The sequence below is a fragment of the Pontibacter akesuensis genome (assembly GCF_001611675.1).
GTDB classification, from domain to species: domain Bacteria; phylum Bacteroidota; class Bacteroidia; order Cytophagales; family Hymenobacteraceae; genus Pontibacter; species Pontibacter akesuensis.
The window spans coordinates 1409058-1428538 of the sequence record NZ_CP014766.1 but is presented as its reverse complement, the minus strand read 5'-3'; the positions used below and the strand labels follow the sequence as shown (position 1 = coordinate 1428538).

Below are 19481 nucleotides of genomic sequence, written 5' to 3'. Positions count from 1 at the left end.
TTTGTGGTACTAAACTAGTTCAGAATAATAAGTTTCTCAACTTTGGAGGCTTTTGTGCCATCCTGCAGGGAGCGAACTGTAACTCTATAAACATAAACGCCGCGTGCAACTCTTTCATTATACTTGTCCCGGCCATCCCAGGTTAATTCCGCGAAATGTGCGGGGCTCGCCTCCGCAACGGTTTGCAGCGTTTTTACCAGTTTTCCCGAAAGTGTGAACACCTGCACCTGCACCTCCAGCGCCTCGCCGGCTCTGTTATGGTTAAAGTGGAAGGTGGTTTCGTCCGACAAAGGGTTCGGGTGGTTGAACAAATGCTCTAACGCAAGACCGGCATCATTTGATACAAAAAACTCTATATAGCCTTCTGCGGAATTGTTGTGCGTGTCCCAGGCCTTCAGCCGGAGGGTATGACGGCCCGGAGCCAGGTCTTTGAACACATACGTTAACCCGCCCTCCTGGTAATTGTTCAGGTCGGTGGTGTAATAGTCGCTAAGTACGAGCAGGCTGTCCTGCTTCCCGTCAAGAATGGCCGTGATTTCGTGACCGATGCCTGTGCCGGTGGTGTTGATGCCGTTTTCGTCGAAAAGCCTGGCCAGGAGCGTGGTTGTTTTACCTGTGATGCCGCCGGGTTTGAAAGAGGCATCATCCATAAAAAGCTGCACCGTAGGAGGCGTCGTATCCGCGGCAGCATTTGGTGCTGTACCTCCTATGATAACGCCTTTGTCGACGCCCAGTGCATCCTGCGTGCCGCTCCTGGCATACAAGCTGATCTTGCCATGGCCATAGGTATACGAAATATCTTTGGGCACCACGAAGGTCGCTTCGAAAAGGCCACTTTTTATAGAAGCCTTGCCATCATAGATCACATTCTCCCGAACCTGTACGGGCACCGGCTGCCCCTGTTCATCACCCAGAGTATAACGCGTAGTTGGCTTCTCGTATACTTTCAGGTGCACTTCACCATTAAAATCCTGTGCTATACTTCCATTCATATCCTGCACCTGCCCCTGCAATACTACTTTTTGGAGGGCACTCAACGTATCGGCGGCAGCCTGACGGCCATTTATACTTGTAATCTTCGCCTCCAGCGCGGGGTAAGCCAATTGCAGTGACGGATCGCAGAGCAGGGAGAAATTGCGGTTGTTCACGCCCCTGGAGCCGCTCGTATTTTCGTTGATGCTGTTGTTCTTGGTCTGCATCACCACATCGCCCAGGCGCGGCATGCGTCCGTTGATGGGAGTGAAGGCGCTTTTGAAGAAGTTGCGGTTCAGCACACGGTTGCCGTTGGAGTACACAGGGCGTGTGGTTGTGAGCAGGCCGATGGCGCCACCCTTGTTGTGCAGCAGCGCCAGCTCGGCCCCGGAGGGACGGGCGGGATCGTCGTAACGGCCAAACTCGCAGGTGGCGGTAAGCAGGAAGGTAAGGTTGTTCTTGTTTTGCCAGTTGCTGATCTGGGGCAGCGTCAGGACCTGCTCGGCGGCCAGATCAATTTCCCGGCCATGGCCGGTATAGTTAATGATGAGCGAACCCTGCTCTACTGCCTGGTCGATGGCGGCATTGGCGGCGGGGGCGCGTTGTCCGCTGGCAGTGGCAATCTGCTCAAAAAGATCAAGGTATACTTTGTTCAGGTTATACTTGGGGAAGTTGTCCTGCACATAGTTGGCCAGAAACTCCGCGTCCTGCTGGTGCTCGTTCCCGTCGCCGTCATCCGACACGAAAGTAATTTTACTGCGCCAACTGCCGAGGTGGCTGGGGCTGTCGTATGCGATGATCTTATCGACAAGTATGGCGGCCTCTGCGGTTGACTTTGCCGGTAACCTGCCGATGCCAATGTCCAGCAGGTGATCGCCCCGACTGTTCTCGGCCCACTCGCCCTCGTCCTCATCCAGAAAGCCATAATAATCTTCGGAGCTGTAGCTGTTGATCGGGTGCAGCGATTCCCGGGACTCGTAGACCGGAACGAAATTGGTGTTTTGAGTGCGCAGACGGTTTTTATAATCATAGGAGGCATCCCCAAAAAGCAACAGGTATAGTACTTCTCCCTCGGGCTTGCTGCTGCGGGTGTAGAGCATCCGCATAAAGTCCCGGATAGCCGTCACATCCTGGGCGCCCGACGAGAACTCGTTGTATACTTGTGTGGTGGTAACTACCTGCACGTTTAGGCTGCTGTGCTGCGCCCGGTGTGCCGCCAGTCGTTTTGCCTCCTGTAGAAAGCCGGGATGGGTGACAATTACAAAGTCGGTGCTGCCGCTGATGCCGTGCAGATTCTGGTTTGTTACTTTCCCCGCAGGGATGGGTTTGGTGCTGATGTTCTGAAAGGCCACAAACTCGCGCAGCACCTCCGTGGGCGCGCTGAAACGGCCGCTGCTATGCTGCTGCGCCACGGGTTGCAGCGGGTTGGTCACGTCCCAAACCTGGGCCTGGGCGGGCAGGCCGGCAAGGGCAAAGCTGCTGACCGGCTGGTTTATACTTTGTGGTGCGCGAAAGGCTGTTTGCTCCCCGTAAAGCTTCAGTTGCCGCTCGTACTGCAACTCCAGGTAATCGAGATACCCAATGGCCGTGGCGCCGCCACTCGGGCTAAAAGCGAGACTGACTTTATACGCGTTACCGGTTCCTAACTGCTGCTGATTTAGAGTATAAGTCCTGATGCTGTTAACGCCCTCCGGATGGTATTCACCGCTGCCCCTGCCGGAAATGGTTTGCGTGCCGAGCGGCTGCCCGTTCAGACTGACTGCAAAGGAAGAGCTGGCGGCGGAGTTGGCCATGAGTGCCGCCGTGAGTTTCACCGCAGTGCCTGCCACGGCATCAGAGACCGGAAAAGAGAACTCCCGCGTTGTCTGGAAGGAGCTGAAGTCCTCGCCGTACCATTCCCGGCCCGAGTAAACCATGTTCTTCAGGTCCTTCTCATAAAACTGCCGCTCGGTGTAGGTGCTGATGGTTTGGGTGGCACCGGCAGCCTGTTCGCGCTTTGCTATCCGTGCGCCGGTGCTGTGGTTAATGCGCAGAAAGTAAAAGGCCGTATCAGAGTAAACGTTGTAGGTATGGCTGAACTGTTGCGTTGTTGCATCATACTTCCAGGTGTGCGGGCCCTGGGCGTAAAAGAGTACGTAGTCCCCATCATCAAATTTACCGTCGGCCTCTCCTGCAACAAGTATGGCATTTTCCTGCAGGTCGTCGGGGCGTGGTGCGCTGTTAGGCTGAGGAAGCATACCGCCGCCATTGCCAAACAGCTGTACTTTTTTAGGATCTATACTTTGGATGCTGACGCCCAGCGCCTGCAAAACAGCCCTATCAATTTTGTGAATTCCGCTTTGCGTAACGGCCAGTTTATACCACTCACCAGAGCTTAGTACCGAAGTGGAAGCAGGAAAGGAAGTGCTTTGGGGTGGGGTGGGAGGGTTGGTTTGTGCGTGTGCGGCTGTAAAGGGGAGACTCAACAGAAACAGCGCGCAAGTATAAACCAATTGCCTGGGCCACATCATAAGCAAGTATAGATAATGAAAAACTGCCTGCCGCACCAGGTTTGCACAGGTGTAGCAGGCAGCATCCTTTTAGCTTAACAAAGATAAAGCTAAAATATTGTATAACAGCGGGTTTTTATGCCTGCTTCAGCTCATACGTAAACGACTCCATAATCAGGTTGGCCAGCAGTTTGTTGCAGGCTTTCTCCACCTTCTCACGCGCTATTTCCTCCGTCTCGGCCTCCAGGTTCAGGGTAATGTGCTTTCCGATGCGCACATCGTCTACCTGGTCCAAACCAAGGTGCTCCAGGCCCAGCAGCACGGCTTTTCCTTGCGGGTCCAACAATTCCGGGCGGGGCATTACGTCAATTTCAGCAACAAATTTCATGATGTATGGGATGTTTTTTTGATGATAGACAAAAGTATGTAGAGCACAATGATCAGTGGTATCGCCGCAAATTTAAGCATCGCTACCAAGATAACCGAAAGGCCCAGGAAAATAAAGCGGATTGAATTGCCCTGCCACCCAAAATGCTTGAACTTGAGCGCAAATAGCGGCAGCTCAGCCACCAGCAGGAACGACAGTGCCACGGTAAGTATAAGCAGCACGGCCTGGTTGAGTATGATCTCGAACATGATCAAATCACCTGTCTCCAGGATAAGTGGCAGCGAGGCCACGAACAGGGTGCAGGCTGGTGTGGGCAGGCCGATGAACTGCTCCGATTGGCGGGTGTCGATGTTAAACTTAGCCAGGCGCAAAGCCGAGAAAATCGTGATCAGGAAGCCGAAGAACGGAACAATATCCGCCGGTATTCCTAAAAAAGGAGACTCCAGGCGCTGCAGCAGCATAAACATGATTGTGCCCGGCACTACCCCGAACGATACCATGTCTGCCAGCGAGTCCAGTTGCTTCCCGATCTCAGAGTAGGCGTGCATCAGGCGAGCCACCATGCCATCCAGGAAATCTAGTACGGCGGCAATACCGATCAGGTACGCGGTATAAACCAGTTCTCCCTTAAAAGCAAAGTATAGCCCGATGCACCCGGCAAGCAGGTTCAGGCACGTGATGGCGTTAGGAATGTGTTTCTTCATGCAGTGGGTGCGGCAGCCGGGTTACTGTAGGAAAGGGTTGTGTTTTTTCTCGTAGCCGATGGTGGTTTCGGGGCCGTGGCCAGGGTATACGGTTACATCATCGGGCAAGGCAAACATTTTCTCTTTTATACTTCGGATCAGCGTGTCGAAGTCGCCGCCAGGCAGGTCGGTGCGGCCGATGCTGGTGCGGAACAGCACATCGCCCCCGATGCATACTTTCTCCGGCCCGTTGTAAAACACCACATGGCCCGGTGCGTGGCCCGGTGTAAAGAGTACATCCAGTGTGGTGTTGCCGAACTTCACGGCATCGCCTTCGCTAAGGTAGGCGGTTGGCAGTGCCTCATCATATTGCGGAAAGCCATAGTTGGAGGCATAGGTCGGCACGGCGCGCAGCACCTGCTCGTCCTTTTCATGTATCTCCAGGCCAACGTTGTAGGTATCCGCCACAAACTTGTTGCCCAGCACGTGGTCTATGTGGCAGTGGGTATTCAGCAGGCGCACCACCTTCAGGTTATTGTCAGCGATGAATTTTTTCAGCTGCTCGCGCTCGGCCTTTTCATAGCAGCCCGGGTCTATTACCACGCATTCGTTGGTGTCGTCGTGCAGCAGGTACGTGTTCTCCTGGAAGGGATTAAATGTAAGGCAGGTTACCTTCATAGCGTTCTCTCTTGTTGATTCGGCAAGCACAAAATCGGCCTGTAAGTTAAGAATTTACGCGGTACATCTCGTAACTTGCCTTGATGAAATACGATTTTATAGTTGTGGGGCACGGTCTGGCCGGTGCAATTTTGAGTTATACCTTACGCAAGCGCGGCCACAAAGTATTGGTTATCGATGAGCCCCGTGCCACCGGCGCCTCGCGCGTGGCAGCCGGTTTGCTTAACCCGATTGCCGGCAAGCGCTTCGCCAAGTCCTGGCTGGCCGATACCTTTGTGCCTGCCGCCGACGCGTTCTATGACGAGTTAGAGGCGCATTTCGGGCAGGAGCTGTTCACCCACAAACCCATCTATAAAATATTCTCCTCCATTGAAGAGCAAAACACCTGGATGGCCAAAAGCGGCGGCGGCGAGTGGGGCGCCTACATCCTGGCCACGCATACCCAAAGTATAAACCAGGAAAGTATAAACGACCCGAACGGCGGCATTATGATCGGGCACGGCGGCAACCTGCGCGTGGCCGAGATGCTGGACCTGCTGACCCAGGAACTGCAGGGGCAGGGCCTGCTGCTGCCGGAGCGCTTCGAAATGGAGAAACTGGAGCTGACCGAGGGCGGCGTGACTTATAAAAAGGTGGAGGCCGCGCACCTGATCTTCTGCGAGGGATTTCAGGTGCTGCAGAACCCTTACTTCAAATGGCTGCCCATTCAGCCCACCAAAGGCGAAGTGCTGGAGGTGGAGGCGCAGAATTTAGACCCGGAATGCATCTATAACAAAGGAGTTTACGTTGTTCCCGTAGGAGGAGGCCGCTTTAAGGTGGGGGCTACCTACAACTGGCGCCAACCCGACGAAGAGCCTACCCCCGATGGGCAGCAGGAACTGACGGAGCGGTTCAGCCAGATAACTTCTAAGCCATATCAGGTGTTACATCATTGGGCAGGTATCCGGCCGGCCGTCCGCGACAGGAAACCGTTGGCCGGAAGGCACCCGCAGCACCCCCAGCTAAGCGTGTTCAACGGCATGGGATCAAAGGGCGTGTTGATGGCGCCGTACCTGGCGCAGCACTTCGCAGCGGCACTGGAAAGCGGTACTGAGGTAATGCCGGATGTACATATTTCCAGATATTTATCGTTATATTACGACTACATAAAAGAACAAGACAAGCAACCCTAAGCGCATGCGTTTCCATATCAGATTACTCACTCTGTTTATACCTTGCCTTTTGGCAGCCCTTGCCGTGCAGGCGCAGCCAAACCGCGATGTTTTCGGGAAGAGCCGCATCCAGTACAAGAACTTCGACTGGAAACTCTACAGCACCCAGAACTTTAACGTGTACTTTAACCAGGGCGGCCAGGAAGAAGCCCAGAACGCGGCTATCTACGCAGAGAAGGAACTGAAACGCATCACCAGCCTGATCGGCTACTATCCGTACTCCAAAGTCACGCTTATACTTTATAACACGCCCACCGACCTGCTCCAAAGCAATATCGGCCTCAACAACGACCAATACCAGACAGGCGGCGAAACGCTGTTCCTGAAAAACAAGATAGAGCTGGCCTTTGGCGGCACTCACACCCAGTTCAAGCGCGACCTGAGCTATCGCCTTACGGAACTGCTGATGAACGACATGATGTATGGCGGCAGTCTGAAAGAGGCCCTGCAAAGCAGTTACCTGCTGCGCCTGCCCGACTGGTTTATCAGCGGGGCGGCGGCGTATACGGCCGAAGGCTGGAGCATCCGCATGGACAGCTACATGCGCGACATGCTGCTGGACCAAGACAAGGCACGCCCGGAGAAAGTGTTTTTGAAGAGCCCCGAACTGACAGGGCAGAGCGTGTGGAATTATATAGCCGAGCGCTACGGCTACACGGCTATCCAGAACATCCTGAACCTGACGCGTATTACGCGCGATGTGGAGATTGGCATTACCAGCAGCCTGAACATCCCGTACAAGCGCTTTTTGCAGGACTGGTACAACTACTACGTGCAGATAAACACCAGCGCCGACAGCCCGTTGGTGCAGCTGCCGGATGGTGCCAAACTCTTCAAGAAGAACAAAGAGGGCCACTACTACGGCAAGCCCGTGCTCAACCCGAACGGTACGCTGCTGGCCTATGTCAAAAACGACAACGGCATCTACAAAATATTTGTGAAGGAGGTGCGCACGAAAAAAGAATACACCGTGTGGCGCGCCGGCTACAAGAACCTCGACCAGCAGCTGGATTTCAGTGTGCCCGTACTGGCCTGGCGCTCCAACTCAGAACTTGGCTTTATAGAGGCCCGACGCGGTGAGATGACACTGAGGCAGATAGACGCCCGCGACCGCTATTCCTTTATTCCTTTCTATGAAAACCTGACTACGCCTGCCGTTACCCTGGATGAGTTTGACTATGTGAATGCCATGGATTACTCTGAGGATGGGCAGACGATTGCCGTAAGCGCCGTGCGAAGGGGGCAGGTAGACCTGTACCTGCTGCGCGCCAACGGGCGCTTGCAGCGGCAGCTCACCAACGACATCTTCGACGACGTAGACCCGGTATTCCTGCAAAACAACGGCGGCATTGCCTTCAGCTCGAACCGTTGGATAGACTCTACGGCTACCACGGCTACACCAGGCTTCAACAGCATCGTAAACAACTACGATATTTTCCTGCTGCAGCAAGAGGGGCCTGATAACAACGTGCGCCAGCTAACAAGCTCCATTGCCAGCGAGGTGAAGCCACGGCCTACTCCGGATGGGAACCTGGTGTACTTAAGCGAGGAAAGTGGCATCCGCAGTATTTACCGCTACGACCTGAGCACAGGCACCAGTACGCCAGTTACCAACTTTGTGCAGAATATTGAGCAGTATGACTATGCCCCGGCCGCCAATGTGCTGGCCATGGTTGCCAGCGATGAAGGCAACATGTTTGTGTACCTGCTTCCAGATTACCAGCCGTCTTCGCTGAGCGAATTGCCGAAAACCTCACGCCAGATTATTCTGGAGACCCGTGCCCGCACAACACAGGCAGCCGCCGCGGCGGCGGCAAACCGCCGGAAGTTACTCGAGCAGGAAAAGCAGAACAGCGTGCGCCAGGAGGGGGAGATTAACATTGATAATTACGAGTTTGACGAACGCACCCAGCAGGCACAGCAGAGCAAACGCAATTCAGCGCCTATCCGCCGGGCCAGCGTGGGCAGCAGCAGCATCGACCTGCTGGGCCCGCTGGATTACGACCTGCGGTTCAGCGTGCAGGAAATCATCACATCGGTAGATGCCGACCCGCTGCTTGGCTTTGGAATCTTGGCTGGTGTAAAGATGAGCGACCTGTTTGAGAACCATCAGATAAGCGGCACCGCGTTTATGCGCACCGACTTCGAAACGAACAACTTCTTTGCCGAATACATGAACCTGACGCACCGCGTGGATATCGGGGTGCAGTTTGAGCGCGGAACGCTGGTAGGAAGTTTGGTGAATGCCCCAGGGTCGGTGGTGAGCTTCACAAAGAATGAACTGACGCCAGTGCTGAAATACCCGCTTAGCCACAGCACCAGCCTGCACCTGAAGCCGAAGTTTGCCAGCAACCGTTTCACGTTCCGCAACGACTTCTCGGTGCCGGACACGGTGGAGTCTTTCTGGGGTGGCAATGCGGAACTGGTGTATGATAACAGCGTGGTGACGGGCGTGAACCAGCGGGAAGGCACCCGCATGAAAGTAGGCTTCCTATCCATGAAAGGATTTGATGGCTCACAGGGAAACTTCAGTAAGTTTTACGTTGATTTCAGGCACTACCTTAAAATTCACCGGCAAATTATACTTGCCACGCATGTGGGGTATGGCTCCTTTTTCGGGAACTCCGCCAAAAAATTCCTGATCGGAGGAATGGATAACTGGCTGCTGGCCGATGAGGATGAAGGGGCGGAACTGAATGACGTGCAGATAAACTCTCCCGCCGACTTGTTTTTCCTAGAGTACATTACGCCGTTAAGAGGCTTTAACTATAATGTGCGCAGCGGCAGCCGGTACCTGCTGGCAAACGCCGAACTGCGTATCCCGATTGTGCAGTACCTGTACAATGGTCCGGTTGCCTCTGGCTTTTTCCGCAACCTGCAGTTCACTGCGTTTGCCGATGCAGGCTCTGCCTATAGCGGTGCGAACCCGTTTACAGGTGACAACTCCATCAACACCCGCATTGTTGGGGGCAGCAACGGCCCACTTGACAGAGATCCGTTTGATATTACCGTGATTAACTACCGCAACCCGTTTTTGGTGGGCTACGGTGTAGGAGCCCGCACAACTTTGCTTGGCGTGTATGGCAAACTGGATGTGGCATGGGGCGAGGAAGAGGAAAGCAGGGTAGGGCCTAAGTTTTACATCACCCTTGGGTACGATTTCTAAGCCAAATTTACTGCATGAACCGTACTGCCTCACGTCGTATCGGGCTCGGTGTTTTGCTGCTGCTTGGCCTGCTGGCAGCCTGGATTCACCTGTCCGACAAAACCTATGTGTACAAAGCACTTACTTACAACTTCGCCGGGATTGACGATAACAGGATTTTTGAGCAGAATAAAGTAGAGGCGCCGGCCGTTCCACAGCCCTGGTCCCTGTCCAGCAAGTACAACATACTCCCCCTGGATACGGAACTGGAAAGTTTGCACAACGAGCTGGAGTCGGTGGCCTTTCTCGTGATTCAGAATGACTCCATACTTCATGAGCAGTACTGGCGCGGCTACTCGGAAGCCTCGCTAAGCAACTCGTTCTCCATGGCCAAGAGTGTGGTGAGCATGCTGATTGGCGCGGCCATAAAAGAAGGTAAAATCAAAAGCGTGGAGCAGCCGGTGGGCGATTTTCTGCCTGAATTCAAAGAGGGTAACAAGGCCGGAATTAAAATTAAGCACCTGCTCTGGATGAGTTCCGGCCTCAACTGGGACGAGTCGTACATCAACCCGCTCTCCATGACAACCGAGGCTTATTACGGCACCGACCTGAAGCGGGTGATAGACAGGCTGGAGGCGGTGGAGGAGCCGGGGCAGAAGTGGATGTACAAGAGCGGCGATACCCAGGTGCTGGGTTTTGTGTTGGAGGCAGCCACCGGCAAAAGCCTGAGCGAGTACGCCGAGGAAAAGCTCTGGCAACCGATGGGCGCTGCCCAAGATGCTGAGTGGAGCGTAGACAAGCCGGAAGGTATCGAAAAGGCTTATTGCTGCTTCTTCTCCAATGCCCGCGACTTTGCCCGCTTCGGGAAACTGTACCTGAACAACGGCATCTGGAATGGTGATACCCTGGTGCCGCCTGCCTTTGTGAAAGCCTCGCTCACGCCCAATGGCCTGATAAAGGCAGAAGGCGGGGAAAAAGTTGACTTCTACGGCTACCAGTGGTGGCTTATCCCCAACTACAAAGGGCAGGATGTGTTTTACGCCCGTGGCATACTGGGCCAATACATCATCGTGCTGCCGGAGAAGGAGTTAATCATTGTACGCCTGGGTAAAGAGCGTGGCGAACGCATCCACAACCACCCCAGCGAAGTGCTGGCCATGATTGATGCCGTGAACAAGGTAGTGAAGTAATATCACGGCTCAATTTATACTTGCCACAAGTAGATGTCCAGTTAAAGCATAAACCCCGCTGCCGTTCATTTCTGGAACAGCAGCGGGGTTTATGCTTTATTATACTTGCTGATGAAATGGGCTAAGCCAGCTTATCTGTGGCTACGGCATAGTGCGGGTCTTCCAGGATATTCACCTCGATTACCTCTTCGGCGTTTTTCAGCAGCAGGCGGCAATCTTCGCTCAGGTGCTTCAGGTGCAGTTTCTTGCCTGCCTTGTGGTAGCGCTCCGTAAGTTTGTTCAGCGCATCAATCCCAGACATATCAGCAACCCTGCTTTCCTTGAAGTCGACGACTACGTCGTCCGGGTCGTTCAGGACATCGAACTTTTCGGAAAAGGCTGTTACCGAGCCGAAGAAGAGAGGGCCGTAAATCTCATAGTGCTTCACACCGTTGGCATCAATATACTTCCGGGCCCGGATACGTTTGGCGCTTTCCCAGGCAAACACCAGCGCGGAGATAATCACACCAATCAGCACAGCCAAGGCAAGGTTGTGCAGCCAGATAGTGATCAACGCGACCAGAATGCCTACAAACACGTCCTGCTTCGGCATTTTGTTGATGATTCGGAAGCTGATCCACTCAAACGTGCCAATGGCAACCATGATCATCACACCTACCAGGGCGGCCATCGGAACCAGCTCAATAACGGGCGCTCCAAAAAGGATGATCACCAAAATGGCAAGCGCTGCGACGATACCTGCCAGGCGTGCTCTGGCACCGGCCGAGAGATTCACCAGTGTCTGGGCAATCATAGCACAGCCACCCATGCCGAAGAAAAAGCCGTTCAGGAAGTTAGCACTTCCCTGGGCCACGCACTCTCTGTTTCCCTGGCCCCGGGTGGCGGTAATTTCATCCACCAGGTTCAGGGTCAAAAGGCTTTCCGTTAAGCCCACACCAGCCATGATCAGGGCATAGGGGAAAATCACCTGCAACATCTCGAGGGTAAGGGGCACTTCAGGTATGTGGAAAGGGGGGAAGCCGCCGCTAACCGTAGCGATGTCCGCCACTGTTTTCGTGTCGATTCCAAAGCCTAGCACCACCAGGAACACCACAATGATGGCAACAAGCGAGGGTGGAACTGCTTTGGTGAAGCGCGGCAACAGGATGATGATGGCGATGGTAAGCGCTACCAGGCCTGCCATAATGTAGAGCGTTGGGCCGGTGATCCAGGTCACTTCCCCGTTCACCACGGTCTTGAACTGCTCCAGCTGCGACATGAAAATGATAACTGCGAGGCCGTTTACGAAGCCGTACATGACCGGCTGCGGCACCAGGCGGATGAACTTTCCGAGTTTGAACACGCCCACGAGTATCTGCAATACGCCTGCCAGCGCCACGGCGGCAAACACATACTCCAGCCCATGCGACTGCATCAGGGCAATCAGCACCACCACAGTGGCACCTGCTCCGCCAGATACCATGCCCGGCCTGCCACCGAGCACAGCCGTTACTAGGCCCATAATGAAGGCGGCATACAAACCCACCAAGGGCGGGAAACCGGCAAGTATGGCAAAAGACAGCGACTCGGGAATCATGGTCATGGCCACAGTGAGGCCCGCCAGCACTTCTACTTTATAATCGACTTTTTGGCTGAAGTCAAAGAGCCTGAGATATTGTTTCATTTTAAGTATGTAAGGTCGCTAAAAGCAAAGCAGTTGTAAAAGAAGGCCCTTGGTGCACGTATAGCACCCCTAAAAAACATTATAAACACGATGCAGCTACACCGCCCACGCGTACAGGGCACTTGCTTTTCTTGCAGAGCCGGCCAGCATGGCAGGAGCTATCCTCCAAGACAAGCTTAAAGCTTTTAGCAAAAAATATTGAAGTATAAATAAACAGGAAAGCGGTATTACTTCGGCACAGCAGAAACTTGTGTCGGGTTGCTTGTGAATAGATCACAAATGATAGGCAAACAAGCGAGGAGTGGCCTGTTTACTTAAGCTTCAGGGTGGAGTAAGCGATTTGAAGTGTGAGGTGTTTCGCATAATGGGTGCAAAATTACTTATTTCTGCCGAAGAACCGAAGCATACGCGAAAAAGTGACCTTGAACTGCAGGCACATGGAGCGGCAAAGGCAAAAGAAAAAGCCGGATAGCAGCTGCAGGGGCTACTAACCGGCTTTACGTATCTTGCTAAATATTTTTTAGAATCTGCGCTAGATTAGGCGTTCACCAGGCTGAGAATAGACTCGAAAATGGCACGGCCATCGGTATTGCCCAGTTCCGGGTCAACGGCGCGCTCCGGGTGCGGCATCATGCCAAACACATTCTTCTTCTCGTTGCTCACACCCGCGATATTCAGCAAGCTGCCGTTAATGTTGTAGATCTCGTGCGTATCGGCCACATTGCTGCTATACTTGAACATGATCTGGTCGTTGTCTTCCAGCCTGCGCAGTGTTTCCTTGTCGGCATGGTAACGGCCTTCGCCGTGTGCTACCGGTATCTTGTAGGCTTTGTCCAGGTCCAGCAACTGAGTTGGCAGCAGGTTAGTAGTAACCGGCTTGATGTACACGTTGTCGCAGATAAACTTCTGGTTCACGTTGCGCAGCAGGGCGCCCGGCAGCAGGCCAGCCTCCGTCAGGATCTGGAAACCGTTGCAGATGCCCATCACGTAGCCGCCCTTTTCCGCATGCTGGGTTACCTCCTGCATGATGGGGGAGAAGCGCGAGATAGCGCCTGAACGCAGGTAGTCGCCATAAGAGAAGCCACCTGGCAGCAGTATAAAGTCACAGCCTTGCAGGTCGTGCTCTTTGTGCCACAATTTAACACATTCTTGCCCCATGCCGATGCTGATAGCATCCACAAGGTCTTGGTCGCAGTTGGACCCCGGAAAAACGACTACACCAAATTTCATAGGCCAAAGTTAAACAATTTATACTTGAGCCACACACCCGGCAGGCAGCTTTTGTCGCTTTCGTGTGGGCTATCTGTACAAAATTGAATAATTATCCCTAATTTGCCCAAGTATCATTTTATAAATAGCTTATGTTGCAGTCAATGACAGGCTTTGGCAGTGCCCGCCTTGATGCCGACCAATATTGTATTTCTGTGGAGATCCGATCGCTTAACTCAAAGAGCATGGATTTGAGTGTGCGTACGCCCAAGTTTTTGTCTGATAAAGAGTACGAGATCCGGAATATGGTGCAGAAGGCGCTGGTGCGTGGTAAGGTAAGCGTGTCGGTGGAGTTTATTCGGAACAAAGCCCAAAAATCGCGTAACAACGTGAACAAGGAACTGCTGAAAGCCTATTACTCCGAGCTAAGCGAAGTGGCTGATATGTTGGGTGCCGATAAAGGGGAATTGTTCCGGCTGGCCCTGCACATGCCCGACGTGTTGCAGCAGCAGGAAACAGAGGAGGATAACACGGCAGAGGCTGATTGGACTGTGGTGCAGCCACTTTTGCAGGAGGCGTTGCAAAGTATAAACACGTTCCGCCAGGACGAAGGCAAGGCGTTAACGGCCGAGATCATGTCGTACATCGACCGCATCCGTATTCTTTTGGCCGAGATAGAAAAGCACGACCCGGTGCGCATGGAGAACATCCGTGGCCGCATCAAAAACCACATGGCTGAGCTAAACTCATCCGAGCACTTCGATCAAAACCGGTTTGAGCAGGAGATGGTGTATTATATAGAAAAGCTGGATATTGCTGAAGAAAAAGTACGCCTGGTGAACCACCTGCACTATTTTACCGAAACCGTGTACCTGCCGGAGCCAACAGGCAAAAAGCTGGGCTTTATTTCGCAGGAGATAGGCAGGGAGATAAACACCATCGGCTCCAAAGCCAATGACTCCACCATACAGCATTACGTGGTGGAGATGAAGGAGGAGCTTGAAAAGATAAAAGAGCAGATCAACAACATTCTGTAAGTATAAAATAAGTAAAAACAGGCAAGGCCGCTGCATTTTCAGATGCAGCGGCCTTGCCTGTTTTTGGCTCCGCACAATGCAGGGGAACAGCATTGCTTGCGCCGCTCGGAGCGCCCCTCCCTGAATTTTTAGCGAGTGCTTTTATCTTTTCTCTTCCTGGGCGCCGCTCGCCGCTGCATTTCAAGTCTGTTTTTAACTTTTTAGGGTTACGCCCGATGTTACTTTTATCCTGCTTTATGCCTGTTTTCCTGTGGAATCCAAGAGGCTGCTCTAGGTTGATCAAGCGCCAGAGAGAAAACACGGTGTTACTTTTTAAAGAATATATTCCTGTTTTACAACTACTGCAACGTGTAAGTTTATAACATCAAGAGCTGCTCTTAGTGCTGCCATCAAACGTTTAACGCCAGTGCAAGCCTTATTACAGCGCTTTTCCCCAAACCTGGCATCTGCTAAAGTTACAGGCTGTGCAGCAAAGGCTGGTTGGATTATTTACATGCTTTATATTCTCTAAACCTATATGTCTAACTTTTAAAATTTGTATTATGAAATTGAGACGTCTACTCGCGTTCGCAGCTATCGCAGCTGTATTTTCTTTCTCCTCCTGCCAGCAGGAAGAAGAGGTTTCCACACCTGACCAGATTTCGGCTGAGTCTTTAAAACAGATTTCTGCCATGGGCTTCAGCACACATGATGTGCAGCGCCTGGAAGGCGGCTATCTGGTAGAGGGTGACATCATGCTGTCAGAAAAAGACCTTACCAGTTACCACGAGCAGAAGGCGCTTCGCGTGGGTGAGTCTGAGCAGTACCGCACCAACAACCTCGTTAGCGTGGGCACCAGCCGCACTATTGATATTGCAGTCTCTACCAGCTTACCGTCTGCGTATGTTTCGGCCGTTGACGAAATGATCCGCCGTTACAACGCCGAGTACCTGCGTTTAAAATTCCGCCGCGTGTCTTCAGGCTATGATGTTCTATTCACCAGTGCCCCTAGCGGATCTACTTACCTGGCATCAGCGGGTTTCCCGTCAGGCGGTAACCCGTACAGCAGAGTACAGGTTAACGCCGCTTACCTGGGCTCAAACCCTGGCACCAGCTACCTGGCTACTATTCTGGCGCACGAATTAGGCCATTGCATCGGCTTCCGCCATACTGATTACATGGACAGAAGCTATAGCTGCGGTGGTGGCTACACCAACGAAGGCGCTAGCACTGTAGGTGCTGTTCACATCCCAGGTACTCCTACCGGCCCTGATCCAAACTCATGGATGCTGGCTTGTATTGGTACTGGTGTTAACCGTCCGTTTAATTCAAACGACAGAACTGCCCTTAACTACCTGTATTAATAGCACCTACTGCCGGAAAGGCAGTATAAGCTAAAACACCATGGCCCCTGCAGCGAAAGCTGCAGGGGCCATGGTGTTTTATACAAAGTATGGAGTGAGAGGAAAGAAGTTTGTTGCTGCCGCAACCGTTGTGAGATGATGCTCCTGATTTGTTCATGTGGTTTACTTCTGTTTAAAGCAGGAGGATGCTTTCGTACAGACGCAGTAATGTATGAAAATTTAAATGGATTGGCTTATGCGCCTTATATCTGTATATGGTGTTAGCAGCAGGATTACTTTATCGGCTATTCAACCAAGTATGGGAGTTTTTAACTTTCATCAGGTCTTGCCCCACATTACTGTAGAAGTTTATGTTTCCTGGATCATCAAACCATTTAGTGATAACCTGGATAACCATAGCTCTTATCTCTTCTTCCGTTCCACACTCACCTAATTTGCTCAAAATTTCAGAAACTTCAGCGTCATATTCTTCAGGTCCACAAAATTCAATAAGGCCCATAGGGTCAATGGAATTAATAACTTGCCTTACTTGAAGAAAAGCTTCTTTATAGTCTTCTTTGATTGCTTTGTTCATCTTAAGCTCTAAATATCTTTCTTCAATGCTGCCTATGGGCAGTGGGCAGGTACTTCCTCTAAGCCTGGAATTCTATTTAAGCTACGGCTTTTACAGCACCAAGAGGCGCGTAGAAAGCTTTTCGCCTCGTTCAGTTAGCAGGCGCAGGATGTAAATACCTGCGGGAAGGCCAGTTGTGGGTACTGTTTTCAGAACGCCTCCGTCGGTGGAAGTATAAACTTGCTGCCCCAGCAAGTTATAAAGCTGTAGCTGTGCCACTCCCTCGCCGTGCGCCACCACCGCCACTTCCTGTCCGGCTACCACCGGGTTAGGGCCCACCTGTATAAAGCCGCTTCGGGTGAAGAACACCTCTTCTGTCTGGCTGTAGTACTGCTGCCCCTGCTGGGTGGTTACGCGGGCCCGGTAACGGTTTAAACCGGTTGTGGGGCTGGCATCACGAAGTATGATTTCTGTTTGCCGGGTAACAGGCTTCACCTGCACCACCGTATAGGCGCCATTGTCCAGTCGCTCCAAGGCCACTTCTGCCAGGCTGTAGGTGGTGCTAAGGCTAAGGTCAAACAGCACCGAATCCATTACGAGCTGCCGGGGCAGGAAATTTGCGATATAGCAAACCTCCGCCTCCGAAGTATAGGCAACACTCCGGCCTCGCCTGGCAACGGCACCGGCCAGCACGGGAGCCACGGCAAAGTAACCAGACTCCTGCGCAGGGGCAGCAAGTATGGCCACCGTGTCTTTTACCGAAAGCAGTGGCTGCATGTAGTGCCCCTGCAGGCTGTATACCTGGTAGGCGGTGGCTCCTGTTACAGCAGGCCACTGTAGCAGCACCTCCTCCCCACAACTGAGCGTAATAGCTGGGTTAATAACCGGGGCAAGTATAAATTCCGGCGAAATGATTGTTTGCGTGCCGGTAACAAGCCGGAACTGTGCCAGTGTGAGTATGTCCGGAGCAGTCCAGTCGTAATAAGTTTGGCTTAAGTTGATGTTGTCGGAAATAACTGTCCAGGTATCGCTGCCGCTGGTCTTATACTCCAGCCTTGCACTGCCGCTAACATGGGTGCTCCACCGGATTCTGTTGCTGTTCCCCGCTGTCAGGCTGCTTTGTGGGGTGGGGTAAGTCCAGGAGAGGGCAGCGGAGGTATACTCGTAAACCAGGCTGTATGCCTGTGGCCCCTGCGGTACAGTATGTCCTGTGATGTGTACTTCGTAGGCGCCCGCCATTGGTTGTTGCAGCGTTACCTGCTCCACATTGTTCAGGTGGTCTGCCGCCCGGATGGCAGTTTTGTTCAGCGAGTCCGGGTGCGGAAAGGCGTTCAAAACCCAGGGCAGCCATACTTCGCCAGAGCCGCTATGCTTCAGTTGCAGGTCCAGGTCATTGACTAACGCTGTGGGGGCGTCTGGTGCGGCGGCGGCATCGTGCCACACTAGCGTTACTTTAAGCTGCTGCGTACCTGCCGGTAACTGCAGTATAAATCTGTCCGTGGCCCCGGTTGCCAGACTGCCCATGCGGAAGCGGTTGCTCTTCACAGTTTCAACCGCGCCAAGCGCATCAATATTTCCGTAGCCGCTTTCAAAATCAACGTGTGCATTTCCCACATCATCGGCACTGTTTATCAGCACCGCTTTCACGAGGGCGGCAGGAGGAAGTGTACCGCTTTGCTGCGCCGCATACGCCTGCTGCACCATCGCTGCCACACCGGATGCCACTGCGGCTGCCTCGGAGGTTCCGCCTGCACCGTGCGCTACCAGTTCCGGTTTTACCCGCCCATCGTAGGCTGGGCCAACAGAACTAAGCGTCCCAACAGTGCGGTTTTTATCCAGTGCACCTACGCTTAAACTGTTCTTAGATGTTTTGAACTGGCCCGTCAGGTTGGCCACACCGGCGATACCTGCGTAGGCACCGGTTTCGGGCGTGGCGGTGCCGCTGTTGCCGGACGAAAACACGTGCAGCAGTTCGGGATAAGCAAGCACCTGTTCGTCATAGGCCATACTTTCCAGCCCGTAGTAATTCTCCACGCCCACACCGTAGGAGTGGCTCTGCACGCTTACCTGCTGCTGTTTTAAAGCTTCAGTTTCGTCGGGCATCAGGTTGGCAAAGCTGGAACTTGTCACGGAGCTGCCCCATACTACCCCCAGCGCCTCCGGGCTGGAGTTCCCGCCGCCGGCAATAATGGTGGCCATGGTGGTGGCGTGAGTGCTGTAGGCTTCACTGAAGGCAGGGGAAGCAAGTATGCGGTCCTTCAGGTCGATGTCGGTGGTGTCGAACGGATTTTCTTTAACAGATACCACGATGCCTTCGCCGTTCCATTCCGGGTAGCGGGCATGCACTGCAGCGATGCTGTTGGCACTTAAATCACTGTCTTTGAGCTCCAGTTCTTCCTTTGCCTGCCGGTGCCCCCGGTCAATGTATTGCAGCCAGGGGCATTGCTGCAATAGAAGCAGGTCGCCGGGCTGCAGGTTTGTCAGCGTTATACTTGGGGAGGTGGTTATTGTAGTATTTATGTGTGGCAGGTTTTGCTGCAGCCATGCCGTAAACTGTCGGGTGTCTTTTGGAAGCACGCGTGCCTGGGCAGGCGCTTTTGCCTTGGCGGTTTTTGCCAGCGGCGCGGCTATTTTCGGCAGGGTCTGAGCCTGCCCCAGTATGGGAGCGGCGGCACCGGCCATCAACATAACAATACCAGCAAATGCCGCTTTCAGGTGGGGGACCATAACGCACAAAGTATAAAATGCACCACGGGTGCATCAACGTAAAGTAGTATGAAAGCTACTCAAATTCACCCTTAGAAACAATGTGTTTTCCTGATTCCGGAAGGTTAAAACGATAGTCGTTTTTTATGACTGCAAGTATGGACATGAAGTGTTTGTCAAACACACAAAACTCGCGCTGGCTTGGCTTTTGGAT

At 53.1% G+C, this 19481-nt stretch carries 14 protein-coding genes; 5 read left to right on the top strand and 9 right to left on the bottom strand.

Features of this window, described 5'->3' with window-relative positions; genetic code table 11:
• Positions 1 to 14 precede the first annotated feature (14 nt).
• The 4 genes from porU to A0W33_RS05870 form a co-directional block, all read right to left on the bottom strand.
• Positions 15 to 3482, bottom strand: coding sequence for a type IX secretion system sortase PorU (gene porU, locus A0W33_RS05885; RefSeq protein WP_082815143.1), 3468 nt, complete (start codon positions 3480 to 3482; stop codon positions 15 to 17).
• A gap of 115 nt (positions 3483 to 3597) precedes the next feature.
• A complete protein-coding gene (gene purS / locus A0W33_RS05880) occupies positions 3598 to 3849 on the bottom strand; it encodes a phosphoribosylformylglycinamidine synthase subunit PurS (RefSeq protein WP_068837294.1) in 252 nt (83 codons plus the stop codon).
• Complete coding sequence (gene pssA / locus A0W33_RS05875; RefSeq protein ID WP_068837293.1) at positions 3846 to 4553, bottom strand: CDP-diacylglycerol--serine O-phosphatidyltransferase; 708 nt, start codon at positions 4551 to 4553, stop codon at positions 3846 to 3848. The genes purS and pssA overlap by 4 nt, the downstream gene beginning before the upstream one ends.
• A 21-nt stretch (positions 4554 to 4574) precedes the next feature.
• Positions 4575 to 5210: an MBL fold metallo-hydrolase gene (locus A0W33_RS05870; RefSeq protein WP_068837292.1), complete on the bottom strand. Its 636-nt coding sequence runs from the start codon at positions 5208 to 5210 to the stop codon at positions 4575 to 4577.
• A gap of 83 nt (positions 5211 to 5293) precedes the next feature.
• Here A0W33_RS05870 and A0W33_RS05865 point away from each other — a divergent pair, with 83 nt between their 5' ends.
• Genes A0W33_RS05865 through A0W33_RS05855 form a run of 3 tightly spaced genes read left to right on the top strand, consistent with a single transcriptional unit; the run spans position 5294 to position 10756 of the window.
• Entirely contained in the window at positions 5294 to 6382 is a 1089-nt protein-coding gene (locus tag A0W33_RS05865; protein ID WP_068837291.1) for an NAD(P)/FAD-dependent oxidoreductase, read from the top strand.
• Between the two features lie 49 nt (positions 6383 to 6431).
• Positions 6432 to 9587, top strand: coding sequence for a hypothetical protein (locus tag A0W33_RS05860; protein ID WP_229802208.1), 3156 nt, complete (start codon positions 6432 to 6434; stop codon positions 9585 to 9587).
• A 14-nt stretch (positions 9588 to 9601) separates the two neighbouring features.
• A complete protein-coding gene (locus A0W33_RS05855) occupies positions 9602 to 10756 on the top strand; it encodes a serine hydrolase domain-containing protein (RefSeq protein ID WP_068837289.1) in 1155 nt (384 codons plus the stop codon).
• Between the two features lie 121 nt (positions 10757 to 10877).
• Here the strand turns inward: A0W33_RS05855 and A0W33_RS05850 are convergent, their stop codons facing one another.
• Positions 10878 to 12419: a SulP family inorganic anion transporter gene (locus A0W33_RS05850; protein ID WP_068837288.1), complete on the bottom strand. Its 1542-nt coding sequence runs from the start codon at positions 12417 to 12419 to the stop codon at positions 10878 to 10880.
• Between the two features lie 537 nt (positions 12420 to 12956).
• Positions 12957 to 13649, bottom strand: coding sequence for a phosphoribosylformylglycinamidine synthase subunit PurQ (gene purQ, locus A0W33_RS05845; protein ID WP_068837287.1), 693 nt, complete (start codon positions 13647 to 13649; stop codon positions 12957 to 12959).
• 131 nt (positions 13650 to 13780) lie between these two features.
• Here purQ and A0W33_RS05840 point away from each other — a divergent pair, with 131 nt between their 5' ends.
• A complete protein-coding gene (locus A0W33_RS05840) occupies positions 13781 to 14665 on the top strand; it encodes a YicC/YloC family endoribonuclease (protein WP_068837286.1) in 885 nt (294 codons plus the stop codon).
• Here A0W33_RS05840 and A0W33_RS21065 read toward each other — a convergent pair.
• Entirely contained in the window at positions 14649 to 14966 is a 318-nt protein-coding gene (locus A0W33_RS21065) for a hypothetical protein (RefSeq protein WP_139237212.1), read from the bottom strand. The genes A0W33_RS05840 and A0W33_RS21065 overlap by 17 nt on opposite strands.
• Before the next feature lie 241 nt (positions 14967 to 15207).
• Here A0W33_RS21065 and A0W33_RS05830 point away from each other — a divergent pair, with 241 nt between their 5' ends.
• The gene (locus A0W33_RS05830) at positions 15208 to 16008 is read left to right on the top strand and encodes a M57 family metalloprotease (RefSeq protein WP_068837284.1); all 801 of its coding nucleotides are present in this window, start codon (positions 15208 to 15210) and stop codon (positions 16006 to 16008) included.
• A gap of 277 nt (positions 16009 to 16285) precedes the next feature.
• Here A0W33_RS05830 and A0W33_RS05825 read toward each other — a convergent pair whose 3' ends face one another.
• Together A0W33_RS05825 and A0W33_RS05820 are read right to left on the bottom strand one after the other, a co-directional pair.
• Complete coding sequence (locus A0W33_RS05825) at positions 16286 to 16582, bottom strand: hypothetical protein (RefSeq protein ID WP_068837283.1); 297 nt, start codon at positions 16580 to 16582, stop codon at positions 16286 to 16288.
• Positions 16583 to 16672: 90 nt separating this feature from the next.
• Positions 16673 to 19288, bottom strand: a complete 2616-nt coding sequence (locus A0W33_RS05820) for a S8 family peptidase (RefSeq protein ID WP_068837282.1) — start codon at positions 19286 to 19288, stop codon at positions 16673 to 16675.
• Between the last annotated feature and the right edge of the window lie 193 nt (positions 19289 to 19481).